This window comes from Hymenobacter negativus, from assembly GCF_017571495.1.
Classification (GTDB): domain Bacteria; phylum Bacteroidota; class Bacteroidia; order Cytophagales; family Hymenobacteraceae; genus Hymenobacter; species Hymenobacter negativus.
The window spans coordinates 124330-141553 of sequence record NZ_JAGETZ010000015.1; the positions used below are offsets into that span (position 1 = coordinate 124330).

Below are 17224 nucleotides of genomic sequence, written 5' to 3' on the forward strand. Positions count from 1 at the left end.
CAGTGGAGGAAGGGGCCGGGCAAGATAGGGGGTTGTGAAACAAATAAGGTAAAACCCCCTACTTGACTCTTTAAGCCGAGGTCCTTTCCGCAAGTAGAAGGTTGATTCAGAAACTACTTATTTCCAAAAAGGCTTGGTTTTAAGCTGACCGTTCGGCCACCGATATTGCAGCTGGAGCAGGCGGTGGCCAGCTACGCACGTTGCCTGTGGGCCGCCCCAGTACACCAGCGCCTGCGGCTCGCGGGCCAGCAGTGCCTGGAGCGGTGCCTCAGCCAGATACTGTGCAGCCGTCAGCGTATTGGCCACTACCACGTGCAGCGGTTGGCTGCCGTCGAGGTCCGCAAAGCAGTCGCTGGCTTGGTGGGCGTGGATGACGCTGACGACCGGCACGTGCGCGGGGATGCGGCGGCGCAAGGCATAGAAGTGTGCCAAACAGGAGATGTCGCCCAGCAGAACATAGGCCGGGGCCGGCTCTACCACGAACTTGCCGCCGGGGCCAGCGAAATGCACCGTGTCGCCGGGCTGGCATTGTTCGGCCCAGCGGGCGCCAGGACCACCCGAAAAGGTGCAGATGGCCAATTCCAGATGCCCTTGCATTGGGTCGTATCCCCACACCGAGTAGGTGCGCTTGCGCAGGCTGGCTGCTCCGCCTCGGGCCGCCAAACCAAAAAAGACGTTGAGCGTCTGGCCCGGAACGTACGTCCACGTGCGCAGCGCGGGGCCGCCCAGCGTCAGGCGCAGCGTGTGGGTGGCCACCCGCACTACTGCCACCACGGTCGCCGACTGCGTGAGCTGCTGGGCCAGGGAATTGAGGATACTCATACCAGTGATAGAAAAGAAGGTGAGCCTAGACGAAGCTGGAGTCGCCGCTTTACGGCAGCCGACCGACTTGCCTGAATGCTGGTTTACCGCGTAGCCGCCTGCGTGAGGCGTGCCCAGTTGCCGTGTGCGAACAACGTCTTTTGGTCGGCTGAGAGCGTCGTATCTTCCAGAAAGCGGCGGCCGGGTTGCCCCGGTTTATACTGATAGGGATAATCGGTCGAGAACAGAATACGCTCCGGCCCCACAATCTCCAAGGCGCGTTGCAGGTAGGCTTGGCTCCACATACCGCTGGGCGTCACGTACAGGTTCTGCCGTAAGTAATCGGCAATGGGCCGTTGCAGCGTGGCCACCTGCCCCAGCGCCGTGAGCCGGTCCAGGTAAAAGAGTACCACCTCGCCCCAGTGCCCCAGGATGATTTGCAAATCCGGGTATTTATCAAACACGCCGGCCAGCACTAGGCGCACGAACTGAATGCCTGCCTCGTAGTGCCAGCCCAGTCCGAACGTGGCCAACGAGATATCAACCGCCGGGCCAAAGCCGGAGTAAAGGGTCTCACGCACGGCCTGCTGCGGGATTTGGGGGTGGATAAACAAGGGCACGCCTAGCACAGTGGCTTCCTTGAACAGCGGCCAAAAATCGGGGTGGTCCAGGTTTTTGTCGCGGGTGCGGCCGCTGAGCATCGCGCCCTTGAAGCCGAGTTGCGTCACACTACGCGCGAGTTCCGCCGCGACGTGAGCAGGCGAAGCGGTGGGCAGGGTGGCCAAGCCCTGAAAGCGGGTTGGATGCCGGGCAATGGTGGCAGACAGCAAGTCGTTGGTTTGCCGGGCCAGCGTCACGCTGGGCTCCGGGTCCAAGTTATGCAAGCCCGGCGTTGTCACCGAGAGCACCTGCACGTCCACGCCGCCCTCGTCCATCAGGGCCAAACGCCGCTCGCCAAGGTCGTCGAGCATGGCTTCGATTTCGCCGCGGTCCAGGACGGCGGTGCCCTCCTGCCCAATGGCCGACGCGGCCCAGGCGGCCCGGATGGCTGGGGTGACAAAATGCTCTTCAATGGCAATCAGCTTCGTCATCTTCGGTTATGTTCAAAGTACGTAATGTGTCAACTCTGTCCGCTGGGTGAGCGAGACAGCGCGGACCAAGCACTATGCCCGCTTTACAGGACGACCCCGGCCAGCTTATATTTTGGGTGATTTTTCCCGGAAGCAGCAAGCTTGGCCAGTAACGTTGGGAACCAGTTAATTGATGAGAGGAAAAAGCTGCCTTTATCCCGCTAGAAGATGCTCCCCTTGCTAACTAGCCACCCCTCTTCCTGGCTTTCAACTGAGCAACAGTGGCTACATTACTGCCTTTGGCCGTGCTTTTCTGCTGCTACCTGAACCTGCACAGCAAATACAACTTCTCCGAATAGCCAACGCCGGCCAATACCCCATTTAACAACGGGTTCATAGCCGCCTGGCTGCTTAATGAAACCTGCGTAGAGACGAGTCGGGGGCCTAATTGTTTAACTACACCCAGCATACCAGTGGGCGCGCATTTCTTAGCGTTTGTTATCGTTTGGGCTCATAGGCCGCTCGGTCCTTTGTGGTGTTCCAATGCTCTTCGGCAGGAATCCCAAAGCCCCTTCCCATGAACGTCCTCATCACTGGTGGCACCGGCCTCGTCGGTACCCGCCTTTCCACCGTGCTCACCGAAGCCGGCCACTGTGTGGCCCATCTGAGCCGCACGCTGGCGCCTGGCGGGTCCTGCCACGCGTTTCAGTGGGACCCCGCCGCCGGCACCATCGACCCACTGGCCGTGCCCTTCGCTGATGCGGTGGTGAACCTGGCCGGGGCCAACGTAGGCGAGGGCCAATGGACCACCGACCGTAAACAGGCGCTCCTGGCCAGCCGCGTCGATAGCCTGGCCCTGCTACACCGCGAGCTGGCCGAACCCGGGCACCGCGTCCGCACCGTCGTTTCAGCCTCGGCCGTTGGCATTTACGGTGCGACCGGCGACGCGCTGGTAACGGAGGACACGCTGCCGGTCGGCAACGACCTGCTGGCCGACCTGACACAGGCCTGGGAGCAAGCCGCCGCGCCGCTCGCCGCCCTGGGTCTGCGAGTTGTCGTGCCGCGCATTGGGGTGGTGCTGAGTTTGGCGGGCGGGGCCCTGCCAGCCCTGGCCAGTCCGGTGAAGCTTGGCTTCGGGGCGCCCTTGGGCAGTGGCCAGCAGTGGCTGTCCTGGATTCACATCGACGACCTGTGCCGCCTCGTACTCGCCATGCTGACCGATGACGTCTGGCAGGGCGCCTACAATGCGGTGGCTCCCAACCCGGCTACCAACACCGCCTTCACCACGGCATTGGCCGAGGTGCTGCACCGCCCCCTGCTGCTGCCCAATATTCCCGCTTTCATACTCCAACTGGCTATGGGCGAGCAGAGCGAAATGGTGTTGAACGGCAAGCGCGTGAGCGCGGCCAAAGTGCTGGCCCAAGGCTTTGCCTTCGAGTTCCCCGGACTGCGTGAGGCCTTGCAGGCGCTTTACCCCCCAGGTACCTATTGTTGCCCAATAAATAATTCATTGCCTGATAGTTATTGATAGAAGCGCACGGTCCTGAAAGCCGACTTCTATATATTAAACTGCCCCACTCGGACTGCTCCTAGGCAAGCGACACTCTTTTTACCAAACTTCATCTCACCAATGGTCACTGCGTATTATCCTGCTGAAATAGCCCACGCACTGCGGGAGCGCTGGGTTCAAATCGAGGGCAGCCCGCTGCCTGAGCACGCCGTGCTAACCCAGTTCCTGTCCATCATTTACCAGGCCAGCCTGCTGCGGGAAGAAGCCCGGCCCGTGGAATGCCATGTCGTGCTCGCCACTGCGGCGCAGCTGACGGCTCCTGGGCAGCTCGCCACGGGCCCCCACGTTGTGGCCTTTGGCTCGCCCCGTCCCTGGGACGCCCAGGAAATCCGGCGGCTCAGTCCGGCGGTGGCCCGCCCCGCCACGCTGCTCGCCGTGAGGCAGACCGAGGCAGGTGAGTTGGCGCTCTGGGGCCTGCTGGTGACGGACACACCCTGGGACCGGCTCCCCGGCAGCCCCGCGCTCACCGCCGACGAAGTCCCCCCGGTGCTGGTGGTGCACGTGCAGGGCCCGGGCCTGCTGACCTGCTACTGTGGGGCCACCCGCGTGTTGACGCTACGGGCGGGCCGCATCGACGGCCACGGCTTTTTGCAGTTCCCCACCGCCTGGAGTCGGGGGCGCTTCGGGGAGATGGTGGCCGCCAATCCCCAACTGGGCTTGGCCGAATTCGACCTCATTTCCTTGCTGGGAGCACATGTGCAGCGCCGGGCGGTGGCGCGGGTTCGAGCCGGGGGCCACGGCGGGCTGCTGGTGTTTGTGCCGCCGGGGGCCGTAGCTGAGCTGCTGGCGCCCGGCGGTTTGTTACGCCCCAAGTACCCCACCCAGGAGCTGGGCGGGGAAGGACGGTGCAGCCAGCTCATCCACGCCATCATTGCGCGGCAACAGGCCCTGGGGGATGTGAGTTGGGCCTACTACCAACAAGCCCGCGACCCCGAACTCCGCGCCCTAGCGGTGGCCCTCGACCACTTCGCCGACTTGATGGCCGACTTGATGGCCGTCGACGGGGCGCTGGTGCTGACCCAAAACCTGGAGATAGTGGGCTTCGGGGTCGAGATTCGGGCGCCGCACATTGCGCTGGACCAGGTCCATCGGGCCCTCGACCTGGAAGGCCAGCAACTGCAGGCCGAGCCCGCCGACCAGGGCGGCACCCGCCACCGGGCCGCCTACCGGCTCTGCGAGGCGGCCCCCGCGTGCCTGGCCGTTGCCGTCTCCCAGGATGGCGGCGTGCAGCTGGTGCATCGCCACGCCGGCCGGATTATCTTCTGGAGCCAATTAGCTTAATCCGCAGGCATCACCGGCCCGGGAGTTCATCATGTACCAGGTGGCCCGCTCTTGTAATAAAGGCCTGCTTATGCCCGCTAGGATGAGGCTTGTTGGCGCACGAAATGCCACCGCAAAACCTCTCGACATCCCGACGGCCTTATTAAAGCAGGGGCGCGATGAACTTCGTTGCAGCTTCATCTCCACTAATTCTGTAGGCAAGCCATTCAATTTTGCCGGGACAAGCCTGCGTAATCCTAGCTGGCCAAATGCGACTTTTGGACCGAACTTTTAACCAAGACCAGAAATAATTAAAAGCGAAATTAACCGTTGGCTCACGTCTCTTCTTGCAAGGCAGAAACCGCCAAATCAATGCTTTCCTGGCAGTGCGACGGCACTAGCAGGATGTCAGGCCGGGCATTGGCCAGCTCGTGCAGCCGATGAATCTGGCCGCGGTACTGGGCCATGTCGTGGATAATGAGGCGCACCGGCGGCCAGGGTAATTCAAGGTTGACAAATGCGTGGCGCGTCCAGGAAGCGTCCGCCACCAGAAAAACGGGCCGTCCGGGCTGCGCAGTGAAGAACAGGCCGAGCTGCCCCGGCGCGTGCCCCGACACCTCAATACCAAGCAAACTGCCGTCGCCAAGCAGGTCGTACCCGGTTTTGAAAGGCGCCAGGTCTGGCAGCGGGACACGAGGCAAGTCGTCGGCAAAGGTGCTACGGGCCGTCAGGTCGGTGGGCAGCAGGCCGGGAAGCAAACCCCGCCGCACATTCGCCCACACACTGCGGTGCCGCAATTTCGGGTCGAGAGCGGCTCGTAGGTAGAGCAAGCGAGCGCGGGGGAAATCAAGCAGCCCAGCCACGTGGTCGGCGTGAAAGTGGGAGAGGATAATGAGGCCGATGTCGTCGGGGCGGATGCCCTGGCGGGCTAGCTGGGCCACGGCTGTTTGCTCAGAGGTGCACACCACGGGCGTGGCCCGGCGGTAGAGCGAGGCTGGAAAACGCGCCGTTTCCGCAAAAAAGCGGGGCGCGTAACCCGTGTCGTACAATATCAGGCCTTGGATGGGGTGGCGCAGCAGCGCGAACATCGCCGGAAACTGCTGCGGGGCCCAGCTAGCCCGCCGGGGGTTAACCACGAAGCCGGGGTGAGTGCAGTAACCGCCTACCAGCAGTTGGAGGGTCAGCTCGGTGGTCATCAATAGCGGAGCAGGGCGGCCCCCAACGAAACGCCGGCTCCCGTGCCCAGCAGCAAGCCTAGCTGCCCGCGCCGGAGGCGGCCGGAACTCACGGCCGCGTGTAAGGTGCTGGGCAATGAGGCCGACACCTGATTGCCGTGGGTGGGCAGAATCTGGACGACCCGCTCGGGGTCCAGCCCCAGCCGCTGGGTTAGAAACCGCAACCCCATATAGCTGGCTTGGTGCGGAATGATGCAGTCGATGGCTTCGCGTGGGTGCCCGGCCTGATGCAGCAGCCGGTTCAGAAAGGCCGGGAATACCCCCGAGGCCAGCCGAAACACGCCCGGCCCATCCATCCGAAAGAAGTAGTCCTCGGGTGTAGGCGGGGGCGTCACGACGTTATAGCGGGTGCCGCCGGCCGCAATCTGGCACAGGTCGGCCCCTTGGCTGTGCGTTTCGAAGCTGATGCCCAGCACCGCGGCCTCATCGGGCGGGGAAGCTGGGCCCAGCACCACCGCAGCGGCCCCGTCGCCAAACAGGGAGCTGGTTTCGGAACTATCCCAATTCAGGCCTTTGGATGCCACCTCCGAGGCCACGATGGCGGCGTAAGCGTAGCGCCCCGATGCCAGCCCCGCGCTGGCCGTTTCCAGCGCGTGCAAAAAACCGAGGCAAGAACCGTTGACGTCAAAGCAGGTTGCGTGCGGGCTCAGGCCCACGGCCCGGTGTACCAGCACGGCATTGGTGGGCATGGGTTGCTCGGGAAGCACGCTGGTAGCAATTAGCATATCCAACTCATGGGCCGCCAGCCCAGCCGTAGCCAGGGCCTGCCGTAGGGCCTCCGCGGCCATGAAGGTGGAGGTTTCGTGGGGCGCGGCGAAGTGTCGGTACCGCACGCCCCCCAGTCGCTCCGTAGCCCCAGCAGGGCGCTGGTGCTCAGCATCCAGGTTGGCCGACGTAACCTGACGCGTGGGTAGGTACGCACCCGTGCCCAGCAGTCGAACCGGATAAGCAACGTTCATAGAGCAGCAATCCAAATTATTTGCGCAAGATAAGCCAGCGCTGCAGCATGGCTTTTTCCAGGGCACTCAATCAGGCTGAGCATGGCCGGCGGGGGCGGCAGACCGGCCGCGTGCAGCTTATAATTTGGGGAATAATCAAATCAAAGATTTTAGCGTTATGCGCCGCACTGATTTTGACTTTGCGCTGGACCTGCTTACCCAAGCGGATTTACAGCCTGTGGAAATGGCTTCAACTGGTCTTATAGGACTGATGGCAACACTTGATAAAAAAGGCCTCGTCGCATGGGTTTTTGATGATGAAGGCAACTTTCTTCGTTTTGAAAAGGGCCTAATACTTGCTGGCTGATGGCCAAAGCCGTCATCTACGCCCACGTCTCGACCCGCGACAAAAGCCAGAACAACGACAACCAACTGCTGGAGCTGCTTGCTTTGTGGGCATTCTAAATGGCTAATTAATACCCAGCGGGAGTAGCCGAGTGCCGCAGTTGCCGCAGGCTGAAGCGCAGCAGCACCTGCCGGGTGGTATCGGGGCGGTCGGCTTCGTGAGGTAGGTGTTGCGGCGGCGAGGTGCTACTAGCCGCGTACAGCGTATCGGGCCGGGGCATGTTGCCGCGCAGGAGGTACGCCCGAACGTAGGCGACCGAGTCGCCGGCGTGGGCCACGGCCACTGGGCAGAAAGGGTACTCCGTGGTGTAGCGGTTGCGGGTGTAGCGGTAGCCGGCCTTATTGACCGATTCCTCAGTGATGACTAGCGAGTAGAAGGTGGCCGTGAAGACCTTGGCTGGCTCGCCCCGGCTGTCGAGCAAGGCCGATGTTAGCCGGCGCGGGGGCACGCCAAATATCCAGTTGAGCCCCTCACGGCCCAGGCCATAGCCGCTGGTGACCCCGTGAAAGGTGAGCGTATCGAAGGCAGGGCCGTGTGCGGCCGAAGCGGGCACCAGTTGTACCTGCAACTGCACCTGACTCAGGTAGGCTGGGGTGAAGTCGAAGGCGTTGTTGGCGTACGCTTCGGGCGCTGCCCAATAGCTGGGTAACGTATCCGTCCGCTCAACGGGGCGGTAACCGGCCGGCACCGTTTCCAGCAAGGGCGCGGTGGGCAGACGCTCGGTGGCTACGTCGGGGCGGCAGGCGGCCAGCAAAGCCAGGGCAGGGAGAAAAGAGAGTCGCAACGCAGTTGGGTACACGGCTGACCAAGGTGGGCCGGTCGGCTGCCAACGTTAACTGACCAGCGTCGGTTGCGACAGTCACGTCAGCGCCCACGGCCACGCTGCCGTAGAAGCTATCAGGTTTGTTTTTCACTTTGCTTTCCTGTACTCGAAGGCCGAGTTTCGGCAGCGCGCCCGCCTGCGCCCAGCTCCGGAAATCCGGTACGCCGCCAACCTGACCTACCGCTACGCCTGGGCCTGCGTGGATGCTCGCCTTAAAGGACAACCCGCCCCCGTTGGGCTCGAAAGCGCCGTGGTCTACGAGCGCTTTTATGCCCTCAACTGGCTGACGGCTCGTTTTGATGAGCAATGAGACGACGTGAGCACCGACGCTTGAGGAGCAACGTCCCTGGTTTTTGCAAAGCTTCGGCTGGTTGCGGCAACGGCCGCGCTAGTCAGGACCGACGTAGGTGATAGCCCGCAGCAGCGGCACCGTCAGGTGGTGGCAGCGCAATTCGACGCGCACATCTTCGCCGCTGGTAGTCAGGCGCAACTCGGGCACCTCGCCAGGGGCGCAGGCGGCCTGCACGCGGGCAAAAGCGCGGCGGGTTTCGCGGGGTTCAAAGACGGTGCTGCGCTCGTGGGTGGGCAGGTCTGTGCCGGCCACAGTGTACTGCAGAGCGTCGGGTACGGCGCGGAAAAGCACGCCGGCTTCGCCGCCGGGCGTGGGCAGCGGTTCCTGCTCGTTGTTGAGAAACGATGCATCGAGGGTGGCCGGGGCGAGCGGCTGGCCCAGCACCCGTAGGCGGTAGCGGTAGCGCCGGCCCAGCGAGTCAGGCAGCGCGGGCGAGACGTGCGGAAACGAGTCCAGGCGAGCCAGTTCCGCCCGGCCCACTTGGCGACGCAACTCGGCGAAGCGGCGGGCCGGCGGGCCGGGCTCGGTGAAGGCGGCGTCGGGGTTTACGCCCGCCGCTTTGGGCCAAGTGGTGGGCACGACCGGCAGGTGGGCGCGGGCCAGCTCCACTTGGTACTGCTCGCCCAGCAGCCACACTATTACCAGCCCGCCCGGCCCCAGCCCGGCTTGCAGCTCGAAGCCGGGCTGATTGTCGGGGTAGGCGTACATCGACTGGTACAGCGCCGGATGGGCATTGAGGTGCGCCAGCACGCTGTCGAAGCGGGTGCGGGGCAGCGGCACGCGTCCCCCGTAGCTGCGCTGCTCAGCCACGGAGGTGTAGTTGACGGCCAGCACGGTGGGCAGTGGCAGCAGTTCGGTATCGATGCTCACCGGCCCGCGCCCCCATTCGCCGGTGGGCGTGTTGGCGCGCACTTCCGACGAGTCGATGCCCACCGGCCCCACTCCTACCACTACGGCGTTGGCCGAGCCGGTGGCAGGCTGCTCATCGGGGTAAAAATCCAGTTGGTTGACGTACACCGGGAAGCCGTAAGCGTCGTCGTAGAACGTGCGCAGCCGGTGCCGCGACCCGGGCGCATAGCGGAAATAGTTGTGCAGCGCCAGCCCGGCCAGCACCACAAACAGCACCAGCAACACCCGGCTGGTCCGGTTCAAACGCCGAAAGAATGCTTTCATCGGTTGGGACTGGAGCTAGTGGTTGAAGCCGCGGGCAAAGGCCCGCAACCAGAAGTAGCCCAGCCACAGCAGCCCGGCCGCTGCTCCGCTCAGCCCGGCCACCACCCAGTACCACACCCGCCACGGGCGGGCACTGCCCGCCGCTAAGAACATCCACTGCGCCGCCCAGGACGTGGCCAGCACTGGCCCGTAAAAGAGTTGGTCGTTTTCACTGACTTCGTAGTAAAACAGATACCAATACAGCAGCAGGGTATTGGCCAGTACCAGCCCCGCGCCGAGCAGGGCGTTGAAGCTGGGGGCCGGGGCAACGGGGGGAGAGGACTGCATAAGAGCCAAAAGCAGAGTCACTAACTAGGTTAAGTATGCAGAGAAAGAAGATTATACGTACGTTCGTTTATCATCACCTGTGAATTCTTTGCTTATCATGATAAAAGAAGAGCGGCAAGAGCCCAGGCCGAAAATGCTGCTAGGAAGTACCTGTCAGGGCTGGCAGATGCCTTTTAGTGTTTAGTGAAAGGGACCGAAGGCAAACGGAACCATACTGGCTTGAACGTGCATCGTTCAACGTAAGGAGCCGAAGCCGTACTTATGCGCCGTTCGATGGGGCCATTCGCCCCGTTCCAAAAAAGCGGATATTATTCCACCATTTGCCCCGGATACCATGCTCATAGAAATCGAGAAGAAGCAAATCGAAGTCGAGAAGATTTACGACCGTTTATGGGAGGGCATCGTCTTTTTTGCGGCCCAAACCAACCAGTACTTCTTCTCGGATTTGGGGTGGTGCGGGGGCGGGTATGTCGAGCGGATAAAAGAAATCACGGAGAGCGACTACCGGGCCTTTCGCGAGTTGGTGTAGCGTAAATCAGGACCTGTTGGTTGCAGCGAAACGGTCGGAACGGTAAAAGCAGGGCATTACCTTCGCTAAAAACACTGCGATGATAAAGCTAGCACGCATGCAGCTGGAGGAAAGCGTCTGCTTTTACCCTTGGATTGGCGACCCCAAAGTCATTCACTATTCCTTGTCCGCTTTCCAAAACCTGAAGACTCCGGCGCAGATTGACCACTGGTTCGCAGCCACCTTACGGGATGAGAAAAGCATCAACCTCGGCATTTACCTGCAAGAGACCAACGCGTTGATTGGCTATGCGGGCCTCTCGAACCTTTCCGCCACCAACCAGTCGGGCGAGTACTTCATCCTGATTGGGGAGAAAGCCTACTGGGGGAAAGGGGTAGGTACGGCGGTAACAAAAGAGGTGCTAACCCTCGGCTTTACCACGCATCATCTCAACCGTATCATGCTCACGGTTTCCGAATCGAATGTTGGCGGCCTAAAAGCGTATACCAAAGCCGGTTTTGTGGTAGAGGGTCGTCTGCGAGCAGCCTGCTTCCGCAACGGCCTGTTCCACGATAAAATCGTGATGTCTATCCTAAAGGCAGAATGGCAACAGTGAGAGGCGCTGGTCGTTAGCGCGAACGGTTGTATGTTAAACGCGCTTTAAAAAGCGAAATAAGGGTTTGCCCGGCGTCAGCCAAGTTAGCTTGTCAGCGCTCCGTTATCAGGCGCAGCGGCTAGAACCGGGGCACTTGCTCGCCACAAGGGCCGGTCCAGGAATACGCCAGGCTTAAAAAAAAGCTGGTCAGCAGGCTTGCTAGCGCGACGCCTGCCAATACGTCGCTCAGATAATGCCAATTGTTTATTACCCTTTCTATCCCAATCAGGACAGGCACTCCAAGTAGCAGCCCTCGGTATTTCGGAAAGCAAGCGGCAAAGAGCAAAAAAGTCCCGAAGTAAATCGTGGTGTGCCCCGATGGAAAGGAATCAGGGAAGTTTGCGTTGTCCCCGGGACGAGGACGGTGTATGAGCACTTTCAGGATGTTCGCCGCGACCTCGCTACTGACCCGAAGCACAACAATTGCCAGCAGGAGCGTAAAAAAGGGACGACGCGTAAGCAGGCGGGCACCCAAAAACAGCACTACTAAGGCCACCAAGCCGTGTAAATAGAATAGAGGCCCTAGCAGGACCGAATCAAACGTGGCGGTTATTGCGGCCAGGGCATTGCGCCACCCGCTCAGGTGCTGAACGGACCAGTGGGCCAGCGGGTAGTCGAGCCACCAAAATGCTACGGGACAAAGGAGCGCTGCGCTTAGGGTTAACTGAAATAGCCAACGCAGGGACGGCGGAACACGCATGAGGAACAGAAGACGAGAATAAGGATGAAGTAACAACCGGCTGAATTGTCCGCCACCATGCGGGGCGGTCACTGACTGATGAGGTAGCACACGTAATCCATTGCTTGGTAGTGTTCAGGGAAAACAGTTCGAATAGCAAGAGGCGCCGTTACGCCTAACACAATGCTTGCGTGGGCAGCGCTCTTGGGGCGTCGCGCCAGGCATTCGAGAACCGGCAGAATGTCGAATGCAATCAAGCAGTCACTACTCGCCTTACGATTCGGACCCAACGTTTTCGCGATGTAGCTTCTTGGGAAGAATCTGTAATCCGTTTCACTTTGTCCGTAAAAATGTTCATTCCTCAGCCCGAGCAGCACGGACCTTTGCTAGTTGGAGCATTAACTGAATTAAGCGCGCATGAGCCAGGCCCACACCATTACTCAGCACTTGGCTTACCTCGGGGTGAGTGGGCCGAAAGACCCGGCACTGCACGTCATGCATTACGATGAAATGCGCATCCCGCAGCAGCAGTCGCCACCGGTCAGCATTGATTTTTACGCGTTGTCCCTCAAAGCCTACCCCAATGGCCCGCGCGCGGCCGACGGCTCGCTGGAATACGCGGTTTACCTGGACACGCCCCTCAAGCCCCTGGCCTGGAACACCTGCGACGCGCCACCCTTGTCCGGCTACGGCCTCGCCGTGAGCGCCGAGCTGCTGGCGCCTTACGTCCAGCAGTATTCGTTTGCCGGCTACGGCAGCCACGAGGTGCTGCACCTGACCCCGGAGGAAAAGGCTGTGCTGCAGGACCTGTTTGAGAAAGCCTACGCCGAATACCGCAAGCCGCAGGTTGCCAAGGCCGTGCTCGTCTCGTATGCGGCCCTTATCCTCTCGTACATCCAGCTCTATTACGAACGGCAGTTTCAATCCCGCGCCGCCCTGTACCACCGCGTAGTGGCGGACTTTTATGCCCAATTGGAGCAGTATTTCCAGCCGGAAAAGGAGGTGCGGGAATTGCCCACGGTGGCCTACTTTGCCGAGCGGGCAAACCTCTCCACCAACTACTTCGGCGACGTTATTAAGTCCTTTACCGGGCAGTTTTTCGGAAGGCCAGCGGCGTCGTGCCAGTATGTTTCTTGAAGAAACTATTGAAATAGGTGGCGTATTCAAAGCCGAGGCGGTCGGCAATTTCGCCTACGCTCCAATCGGAGTGCTGGAGCAGCACCTTGGCTTCGCTCACGAACCGCTCGGCCAGGTGAGCCGTGGTGGACTTGCCGGTCACCTCTTTCACCGAGCGGTTGAGGTGGTTGACGTGAACGGCCAGGCGGTCGGCGTAGTCCAGAGCGTTTTTCAGGATGGGCTTCGCGGTGCATGCGGGCGAAGGTTTCGGAGAGATAGCGCAGCTGGGCCTCGTCGAGAAAGTACACGGGGTTGCCGTCGACTTTGTAGAGCACCGATTCTTTGAGGCTGACGCCGAGCATGGCCAAATGCAGAAACGCCTCGGTGAACACGCAGATGTAGCCTTCCTGTTGTGTGGCCCCCTCCACCGGTTCCCAGGAGTAGGGCACCAGGCGGTTGGTGAAGACCAGCGCGGGCCTGGTGATGGCAAAGCTGCGGGTGGCGTAATTCAGTTCCACTTCGCCCTCTACCACCAAGATAACCTTGAACTGGTCGCGCCGGTAAAACGAGCCCATGCCGCACCGCACCTCATCCATGCTCAGGATGGTAATTTCCGCGGTCGGAGCCGGGACGGCCGGCGGTGCGGTGGTGCGCTGGGGTTGGGCCATGGGAGCATTCAGCGCGCGGAAGAGCCGGCGCTGGTGGTGTAACTCCCGGGCAAAGCCAGAGGTTCGGAACGGAGGAGCCGCCATGGGGAAACAAGGAAGGCGTTTCAGTGACGAATATTACATCCAGAAGCTTGTTGGAAATCTTGTTTTCAGCGGCTACAGGTGCTTTACCACCCGCGCCGGTACGCCCGCCACAATCATGTTGGCGGCCACATCTTTGGTCACCACGGCCCCCGCGCCCACAATGGCGTTTTCACCAATGGTGACGCCGGGCATCACCGTGACGTTGGCGCCAATCCAAGCGCCGCGTTTGAGCACAATGGGCTTGGAAACGGTGCCGCGCCGTTGCCCGGGCTCAGTGGGGTGGTTGGACGTGATGAGGTTTACTTTCGGTCCCACCAGCACGTCGTCTTCCAGCGTAATGCCGCCCCGGTCCATGAAGGTGCAGGCGTGATTGACAAAGACGTTCTTGCCGATGCGGATGTTGTGGCCGAAATCCGTGTAGAAAGGTGGAATAAAGAAGAAGGAATCATCCACCGGCTGGTTAATCAACTCGCTGAACACGCGGTTGACCTGCGCGTTGTCCTCTACCTCCATCGCATTGAGTTGCGAGGTGAGGCGAATGGCCTTACGGATGATGGCGTAAATCTGCGGATATTCCGGGTCGTCGAGCGAGATAAGCTCGCCGGCCAGCTCGCGCTCAAAAATGGTTCGGGGTTGGGTTTCCATGTGGTTTCGTAAAGTTGGTAGGCTTTCCTGGCAAATGAGGGCTCCGGGTCTGGTTGTTGCCCTCATTGCAATTGCGTTTCAAAAAGTTATTGCACTGCCACTTACAGCGGCCCGGGACTTTAGAAGGCTTCCATTCCGTCGTCCAGCCGACCCAGAATTATCAGCCTGCTGGAATAGGCAAGTAGCGTCATATTTTCACTGTTTCACCGGCATTGCTGGCACCAGCGGCACGGTATCAATCAGTTCGAGGGACTTGACCATTTTCAGCGTGCTGGTCTTGTACTTGAGAAAATGCGGGGACTTCAGATGCGCCTGGTAGGCCGCCTGGCTGGCGTAGATTTCGAGCACGGTGATGTGCGTGGGCTGCTTGGCGTCGGCCATGGGATAGAGCGTGAGCACGCCGGGCTCGACACGGAGCGCGGTTTCGGTGTGCTCCTTGAGCGCGGCTTTGTAGTTTTCAAGCTGCTCTGGATAAATTTCCAGCTTGGCCAGGTGTACGACCTGGGGACTGACTTGGGCCGCCGCGCCGCCACTAGCCATGAGCGTTAGCAAGGCGGCGTATAGTAACGCCGCTCCTTGGCGAAATACATTCCTTTTCATGTGGAAAGAGGTCTTACTTCTTGTTTGCATCCAGCACGTTAGCTAGCATGGTCCGGCCGGCTTCGGCTTCTTTTAGGCCGCCATTTGTTTCCGTCAGCGCCAAGAGCTGCCGGAGCTGGGGCTCGGTCAGGCCCGTGTTCATGCCCATGCCGAAGTGGGCCTGTAGCATGGGCTCGACGCCGCCCAGGCTCACGAGCGCCGCGATGGTAGCTAGCTCCCGGTCCTGGAAGCTGAACACGTCGCGCTCGAAGATGTCGGCAAACAGGTGTTCTTTGAGAAACACATCGATTTCCGGGCTGAAAGCATTAGCACCGGTTTGGGGGCTGGCTTCGGGGCGCTTGGTGAGGGCTTCCAGGTTCTGCTTGCCGCGCTCATACTTGGGAGCCGTGCTGGTGATGGGCGAGGCTTCCCGGCCCACCACGTCGTGCCGGCCCTGGGCTTTGCGCTCCTCCAGTACCTTCATCAGCGTATTGATACCCTGCAGGCTGCGCGGAAAGCCACAGTAAGCGTAGAGTTGCACCAGCACTTCTTTGGCCTCGTTTACCGTGAGGCCGGCATCCAGGCCCGCGGCCAGGGCGTGGTGCAAGCGGAGCAAATTGCCTTTGGCGGTGCAAGCAGAAATGGTGACGATGGATTGCTGCCGGGCGGTTAACGACTCGCCGGGCGGGGTCAGGGGTTGGGCGTTCATCGGAAATGAAAAAAGCAGGAAGAGGACGGCCACAACCGTTGCGAAAAAGCGAGGGTGCTGCATGGTCGGACCCGCAAAGACATATAGGTCGGCCGGCTGCACTACGCGTGCGCCGCCTGATACTCGGCATCGGTGACGGGAGTGCCCCAATCGGCCACGCCCTGGCTGCTATTGGGGCCGATGGCGAGGTGGGTGAAGAGGCTGGTGGCGGTGGCGCCGTGCCAGTGTACCACGCCGGGCGCGATGGTCACCGTATCGCCGGGGCGCAGGAGTTGGGCGGGCCGCCCTTTTTCCTGGTAGTAGCCGGCGCCTTCCGTGGCAATCAGGATTTGGCCGGCCGGGTGCGAGTGCCAGCTATTGCGGGCCCCGGGCTCGAAGGTGACGCTGCCCACCACGCAGTCGGTAGGATTGCCGGGCTGGGTGAGCAGGCTCACCCAGGCAGTGCCGACAAAGTGCTCAGTGGCGGCCTTCGTGGTGGTCGGAATGGCCGTGTTTTTGGTTGATTCGCTCATGAAGATTGGGGGATTAGGTGCTGCGATAGTGCGGGTTAGCAATACGCAGTACAAAGGTCCTCGGGCCACGAGCTGGCCGAAAGCAAGAATCAAATGGTTTTGTATACTTTTCAAACAGCCTGCTCTCTCCACTCCGAGATTAGCTACCGCTTTCAAACCGCCGAATGCATAATGCCAAGTAACACTTTGAAAGGTAGAGTGGAAACGAAACGAGCGGGCCAGATGGTCCGCTCGTTTCGTTTGAGGAGGGTAATCAGGTTATTTTAGGCTGGCTTGGGCGGCGAGCCAGCGCAGGACCAAGGCCGCATCTTCGCGCCAGGTGGACTGGCCAAGCATGGCGTGGCTGCGGCCGGGCAGCTCCTGGTAGTCAGTGACGGAGCCGGCGTGCCGGTAGCGTCGGTGGTTGGCGCGGTTGAGGGCGGCGGGCATGATGCGGTCGGCGCCGCCGGCCAGAAACAGCAGCGGCGCGTGCGGCTGGCGGAAGTCGACGCGTGCGGCTAGGCTCAGGGCACCGCGAATGGTCTTTTTTGATTCGGGCGCGGCCAGTTCCCCGTAGTATTTCCGTTGGTCGGCCAAGGGCAGGCCGTTGGCAATGGTGTACTGCCACTGCTTGAAAGTGGGCAGAAACGTGGTTTCCAGGGATGAAAACAGGCCAAGCATGGGCAGGACGGACCGAACCAGCGACAGTTGGCCACCACCACGCCCAAGGGCGGGGCCGACTCGATGGCCACACCGGCTACGACAGCGTTCTGCTGGAGCAGGAGCTGCACAATAAGCCCACCGAAAGAGTGCCCAATAACAATAGGTTTGGTGGAGAGCTGCGCGATGAAATCAGTGTAGACCTGCAACACGTCTTCAAGGCCGTTTTGAGCGATGGGCGAGTGCGGGTGTTGATGGCGCAGCTCTGCGGCCGGCGCCTCTTTATGGGGCCAGTTGGGCGCGTAGCACGTGTAGCCTTCGCCTTCAAAGAACGTCTTCCAGTTATCCCAGCTAGCTGACGTGACGACGGCACCCGTGATAAAAACGATGGCGGGACTACTTGACAAAGAAGGCATGAACAGAATCCTTAACTAGGCGAAGTTTTGGCCTGTAGAAAAGGTGATAAAATTAAGTC

At 60.9% G+C, this 17224-nt stretch carries 22 protein-coding genes and 1 pseudogene; 8 read left to right on the forward strand and 15 right to left on the reverse strand.

Translation table 11 applies throughout. The features are described 5' to 3' along the window. Positions 1 to 117: 117 nt before the first annotated feature. Together J4E00_RS24200 and J4E00_RS24205 are read right to left on the reverse strand one after the other, a co-directional pair. The gene (locus tag J4E00_RS24200; protein ID WP_208177949.1) at positions 118 to 822 is read right to left on the reverse strand and encodes a siderophore-interacting protein; all 705 of its coding nucleotides are present in this window, start codon (positions 820 to 822) and stop codon (positions 118 to 120) included. Positions 823 to 905: 83 nt separating this feature from the next. Beyond that, entirely contained in the window at positions 906 to 1892 is a 987-nt protein-coding gene (locus J4E00_RS24205) for an amidohydrolase family protein (protein WP_208177950.1), read from the reverse strand. A gap of 556 nt (positions 1893 to 2448) precedes the next feature. Here J4E00_RS24205 and J4E00_RS24210 point away from each other — a divergent pair. Both J4E00_RS24210 and J4E00_RS24215 read left to right on the forward strand, forming a co-directional pair. After that, entirely contained in the window at positions 2449 to 3399 is a 951-nt protein-coding gene (locus J4E00_RS24210) for a TIGR01777 family oxidoreductase (RefSeq protein WP_208177951.1), read from the forward strand. Between the two features lie 102 nt (positions 3400 to 3501). Beyond that, positions 3502 to 4722 (forward strand): putative sensor domain DACNV-containing protein, encoded by a 1221-nt coding sequence (locus J4E00_RS24215; RefSeq protein ID WP_208177952.1) that lies wholly within the window; start codon positions 3502 to 3504, stop codon positions 4720 to 4722. Between the two features lie 314 nt (positions 4723 to 5036). Here the strand turns inward: J4E00_RS24215 and J4E00_RS24220 are convergent, their stop codons facing one another. Both J4E00_RS24220 and J4E00_RS24225 read right to left on the reverse strand, forming a co-directional pair. After that, positions 5037 to 5897 (reverse strand): MBL fold metallo-hydrolase, encoded by an 861-nt coding sequence (locus J4E00_RS24220; protein ID WP_208177953.1) that lies wholly within the window; start codon positions 5895 to 5897, stop codon positions 5037 to 5039. Beyond that, a complete protein-coding gene (locus J4E00_RS24225) occupies positions 5897 to 6895 on the reverse strand; it encodes a 3-oxoacyl-ACP synthase III family protein (protein ID WP_208177954.1) in 999 nt (332 codons plus the stop codon). Before J4E00_RS24225 ends, J4E00_RS24220 begins: the two co-directional genes overlap by 1 nt. Positions 6896 to 7052: 157 nt before the next feature. Here J4E00_RS24225 and J4E00_RS24230 point away from each other — a divergent pair, with 157 nt between their 5' ends. Beyond that, a complete protein-coding gene (locus J4E00_RS24230; RefSeq protein ID WP_208177955.1) occupies positions 7053 to 7241 on the forward strand; it encodes a hypothetical protein in 189 nt (62 codons plus the stop codon). Positions 7242 to 7347: 106 nt separating this feature from the next. Here J4E00_RS24230 and J4E00_RS24235 read toward each other — a convergent pair whose 3' ends face one another. Then, positions 7348 to 8064: a hypothetical protein gene (locus tag J4E00_RS24235; RefSeq protein ID WP_208177956.1), complete on the reverse strand. Its 717-nt coding sequence runs from the start codon at positions 8062 to 8064 to the stop codon at positions 7348 to 7350. Positions 8065 to 8203: 139 nt separating this feature from the next. On the opposite strand from J4E00_RS24235, the gene J4E00_RS29660 reads away from it, so the two are divergent. Continuing rightward, positions 8204 to 8413: a DUF4272 domain-containing protein gene (locus tag J4E00_RS29660; protein ID WP_262898456.1), complete on the forward strand. Its 210-nt coding sequence runs from the start codon at positions 8204 to 8206 to the stop codon at positions 8411 to 8413. A gap of 78 nt (positions 8414 to 8491) precedes the next feature. Here J4E00_RS29660 and J4E00_RS24245 read toward each other — a convergent pair whose 3' ends face one another. Next, positions 8492 to 9628: a DUF2931 family protein gene (locus tag J4E00_RS24245; RefSeq protein WP_208177957.1), complete on the reverse strand. Its 1137-nt coding sequence runs from the start codon at positions 9626 to 9628 to the stop codon at positions 8492 to 8494. Between the two features lie 15 nt (positions 9629 to 9643). Further along, positions 9644 to 9955: a hypothetical protein gene (locus J4E00_RS24250; protein WP_208177958.1), complete on the reverse strand. Its 312-nt coding sequence runs from the start codon at positions 9953 to 9955 to the stop codon at positions 9644 to 9646. A 334-nt stretch (positions 9956 to 10289) separates the two neighbouring features. On the opposite strand from J4E00_RS24250, the gene J4E00_RS24255 reads away from it, so the two are divergent. Together J4E00_RS24255 and J4E00_RS24260 are read left to right on the forward strand one after the other, a co-directional pair. Further along, positions 10290 to 10484, forward strand: a complete 195-nt coding sequence (locus tag J4E00_RS24255) for a hypothetical protein (RefSeq protein ID WP_208177959.1) — start codon at positions 10290 to 10292, stop codon at positions 10482 to 10484. 79 nt (positions 10485 to 10563) lie between these two features. Next, positions 10564 to 11079: a GNAT family N-acetyltransferase gene (locus tag J4E00_RS24260; protein WP_208177960.1), complete on the forward strand. Its 516-nt coding sequence runs from the start codon at positions 10564 to 10566 to the stop codon at positions 11077 to 11079. Positions 11080 to 11197: 118 nt separating this feature from the next. Here J4E00_RS24260 and J4E00_RS24265 read toward each other — a convergent pair whose 3' ends face one another. After that, complete coding sequence (locus J4E00_RS24265) at positions 11198 to 11890, reverse strand: phosphatase PAP2 family protein (RefSeq protein ID WP_208177961.1); 693 nt, start codon at positions 11888 to 11890, stop codon at positions 11198 to 11200. 324 nt (positions 11891 to 12214) lie between these two features. On the opposite strand from J4E00_RS24265, the gene J4E00_RS24270 reads away from it, so the two are divergent. Continuing rightward, on the forward strand, positions 12215 to 12934 hold the full coding sequence (locus tag J4E00_RS24270; protein WP_208177962.1) for a hypothetical protein: 720 nt from the start codon (positions 12215 to 12217) through the stop codon (positions 12932 to 12934). Here J4E00_RS24270 and J4E00_RS30085 read toward each other — a convergent pair. Next, the gene (locus tag J4E00_RS30085) at positions 12882 to 13085 is read right to left on the reverse strand and encodes a helix-turn-helix transcriptional regulator (RefSeq protein ID WP_317196667.1); all 204 of its coding nucleotides are present in this window, start codon (positions 13083 to 13085) and stop codon (positions 12882 to 12884) included. The genes J4E00_RS24270 and J4E00_RS30085 overlap by 53 nt on opposite strands. Before the next feature lie 64 nt (positions 13086 to 13149). On the opposite strand from J4E00_RS30085, the gene J4E00_RS30090 reads away from it, so the two are divergent. After that, complete coding sequence (locus tag J4E00_RS30090; protein WP_317196668.1) at positions 13150 to 13623, forward strand: hypothetical protein; 474 nt, start codon at positions 13150 to 13152, stop codon at positions 13621 to 13623. A 114-nt stretch (positions 13624 to 13737) separates the two neighbouring features. Here J4E00_RS30090 and J4E00_RS24280 read toward each other — a convergent pair whose 3' ends face one another. The 6 genes and pseudogenes from J4E00_RS24280 to J4E00_RS30330 form a co-directional block, all read right to left on the reverse strand. Further along, positions 13738 to 14310, reverse strand: coding sequence for a sugar O-acetyltransferase (locus J4E00_RS24280; RefSeq protein ID WP_208177963.1), 573 nt, complete (start codon positions 14308 to 14310; stop codon positions 13738 to 13740). A 195-nt stretch (positions 14311 to 14505) separates the two neighbouring features. Next, a complete protein-coding gene (locus tag J4E00_RS24285; protein ID WP_208177964.1) occupies positions 14506 to 14910 on the reverse strand; it encodes a putative quinol monooxygenase in 405 nt (134 codons plus the stop codon). 13 nt (positions 14911 to 14923) lie between these two features. Next, the gene (locus J4E00_RS24290) at positions 14924 to 15598 is read right to left on the reverse strand and encodes a carboxymuconolactone decarboxylase family protein (protein WP_236050108.1); all 675 of its coding nucleotides are present in this window, start codon (positions 15596 to 15598) and stop codon (positions 14924 to 14926) included. Positions 15599 to 15699: 101 nt separating this feature from the next. After that, the gene (locus tag J4E00_RS24295) at positions 15700 to 16110 is read right to left on the reverse strand and encodes a cupin domain-containing protein (RefSeq protein ID WP_208177966.1); all 411 of its coding nucleotides are present in this window, start codon (positions 16108 to 16110) and stop codon (positions 15700 to 15702) included. Between the two features lie 258 nt (positions 16111 to 16368). Continuing rightward, entirely contained in the window at positions 16369 to 16770 is a 402-nt protein-coding gene (locus J4E00_RS24300) for a hypothetical protein (protein WP_236050109.1), read from the reverse strand. Between the two features lie 68 nt (positions 16771 to 16838). After that, a pseudogene (locus tag J4E00_RS30330) lies at positions 16839 to 17165 on the reverse strand (alpha/beta hydrolase); the annotation flags it as partial. Positions 17166 to 17224: the final 59 nt, after the last annotated feature.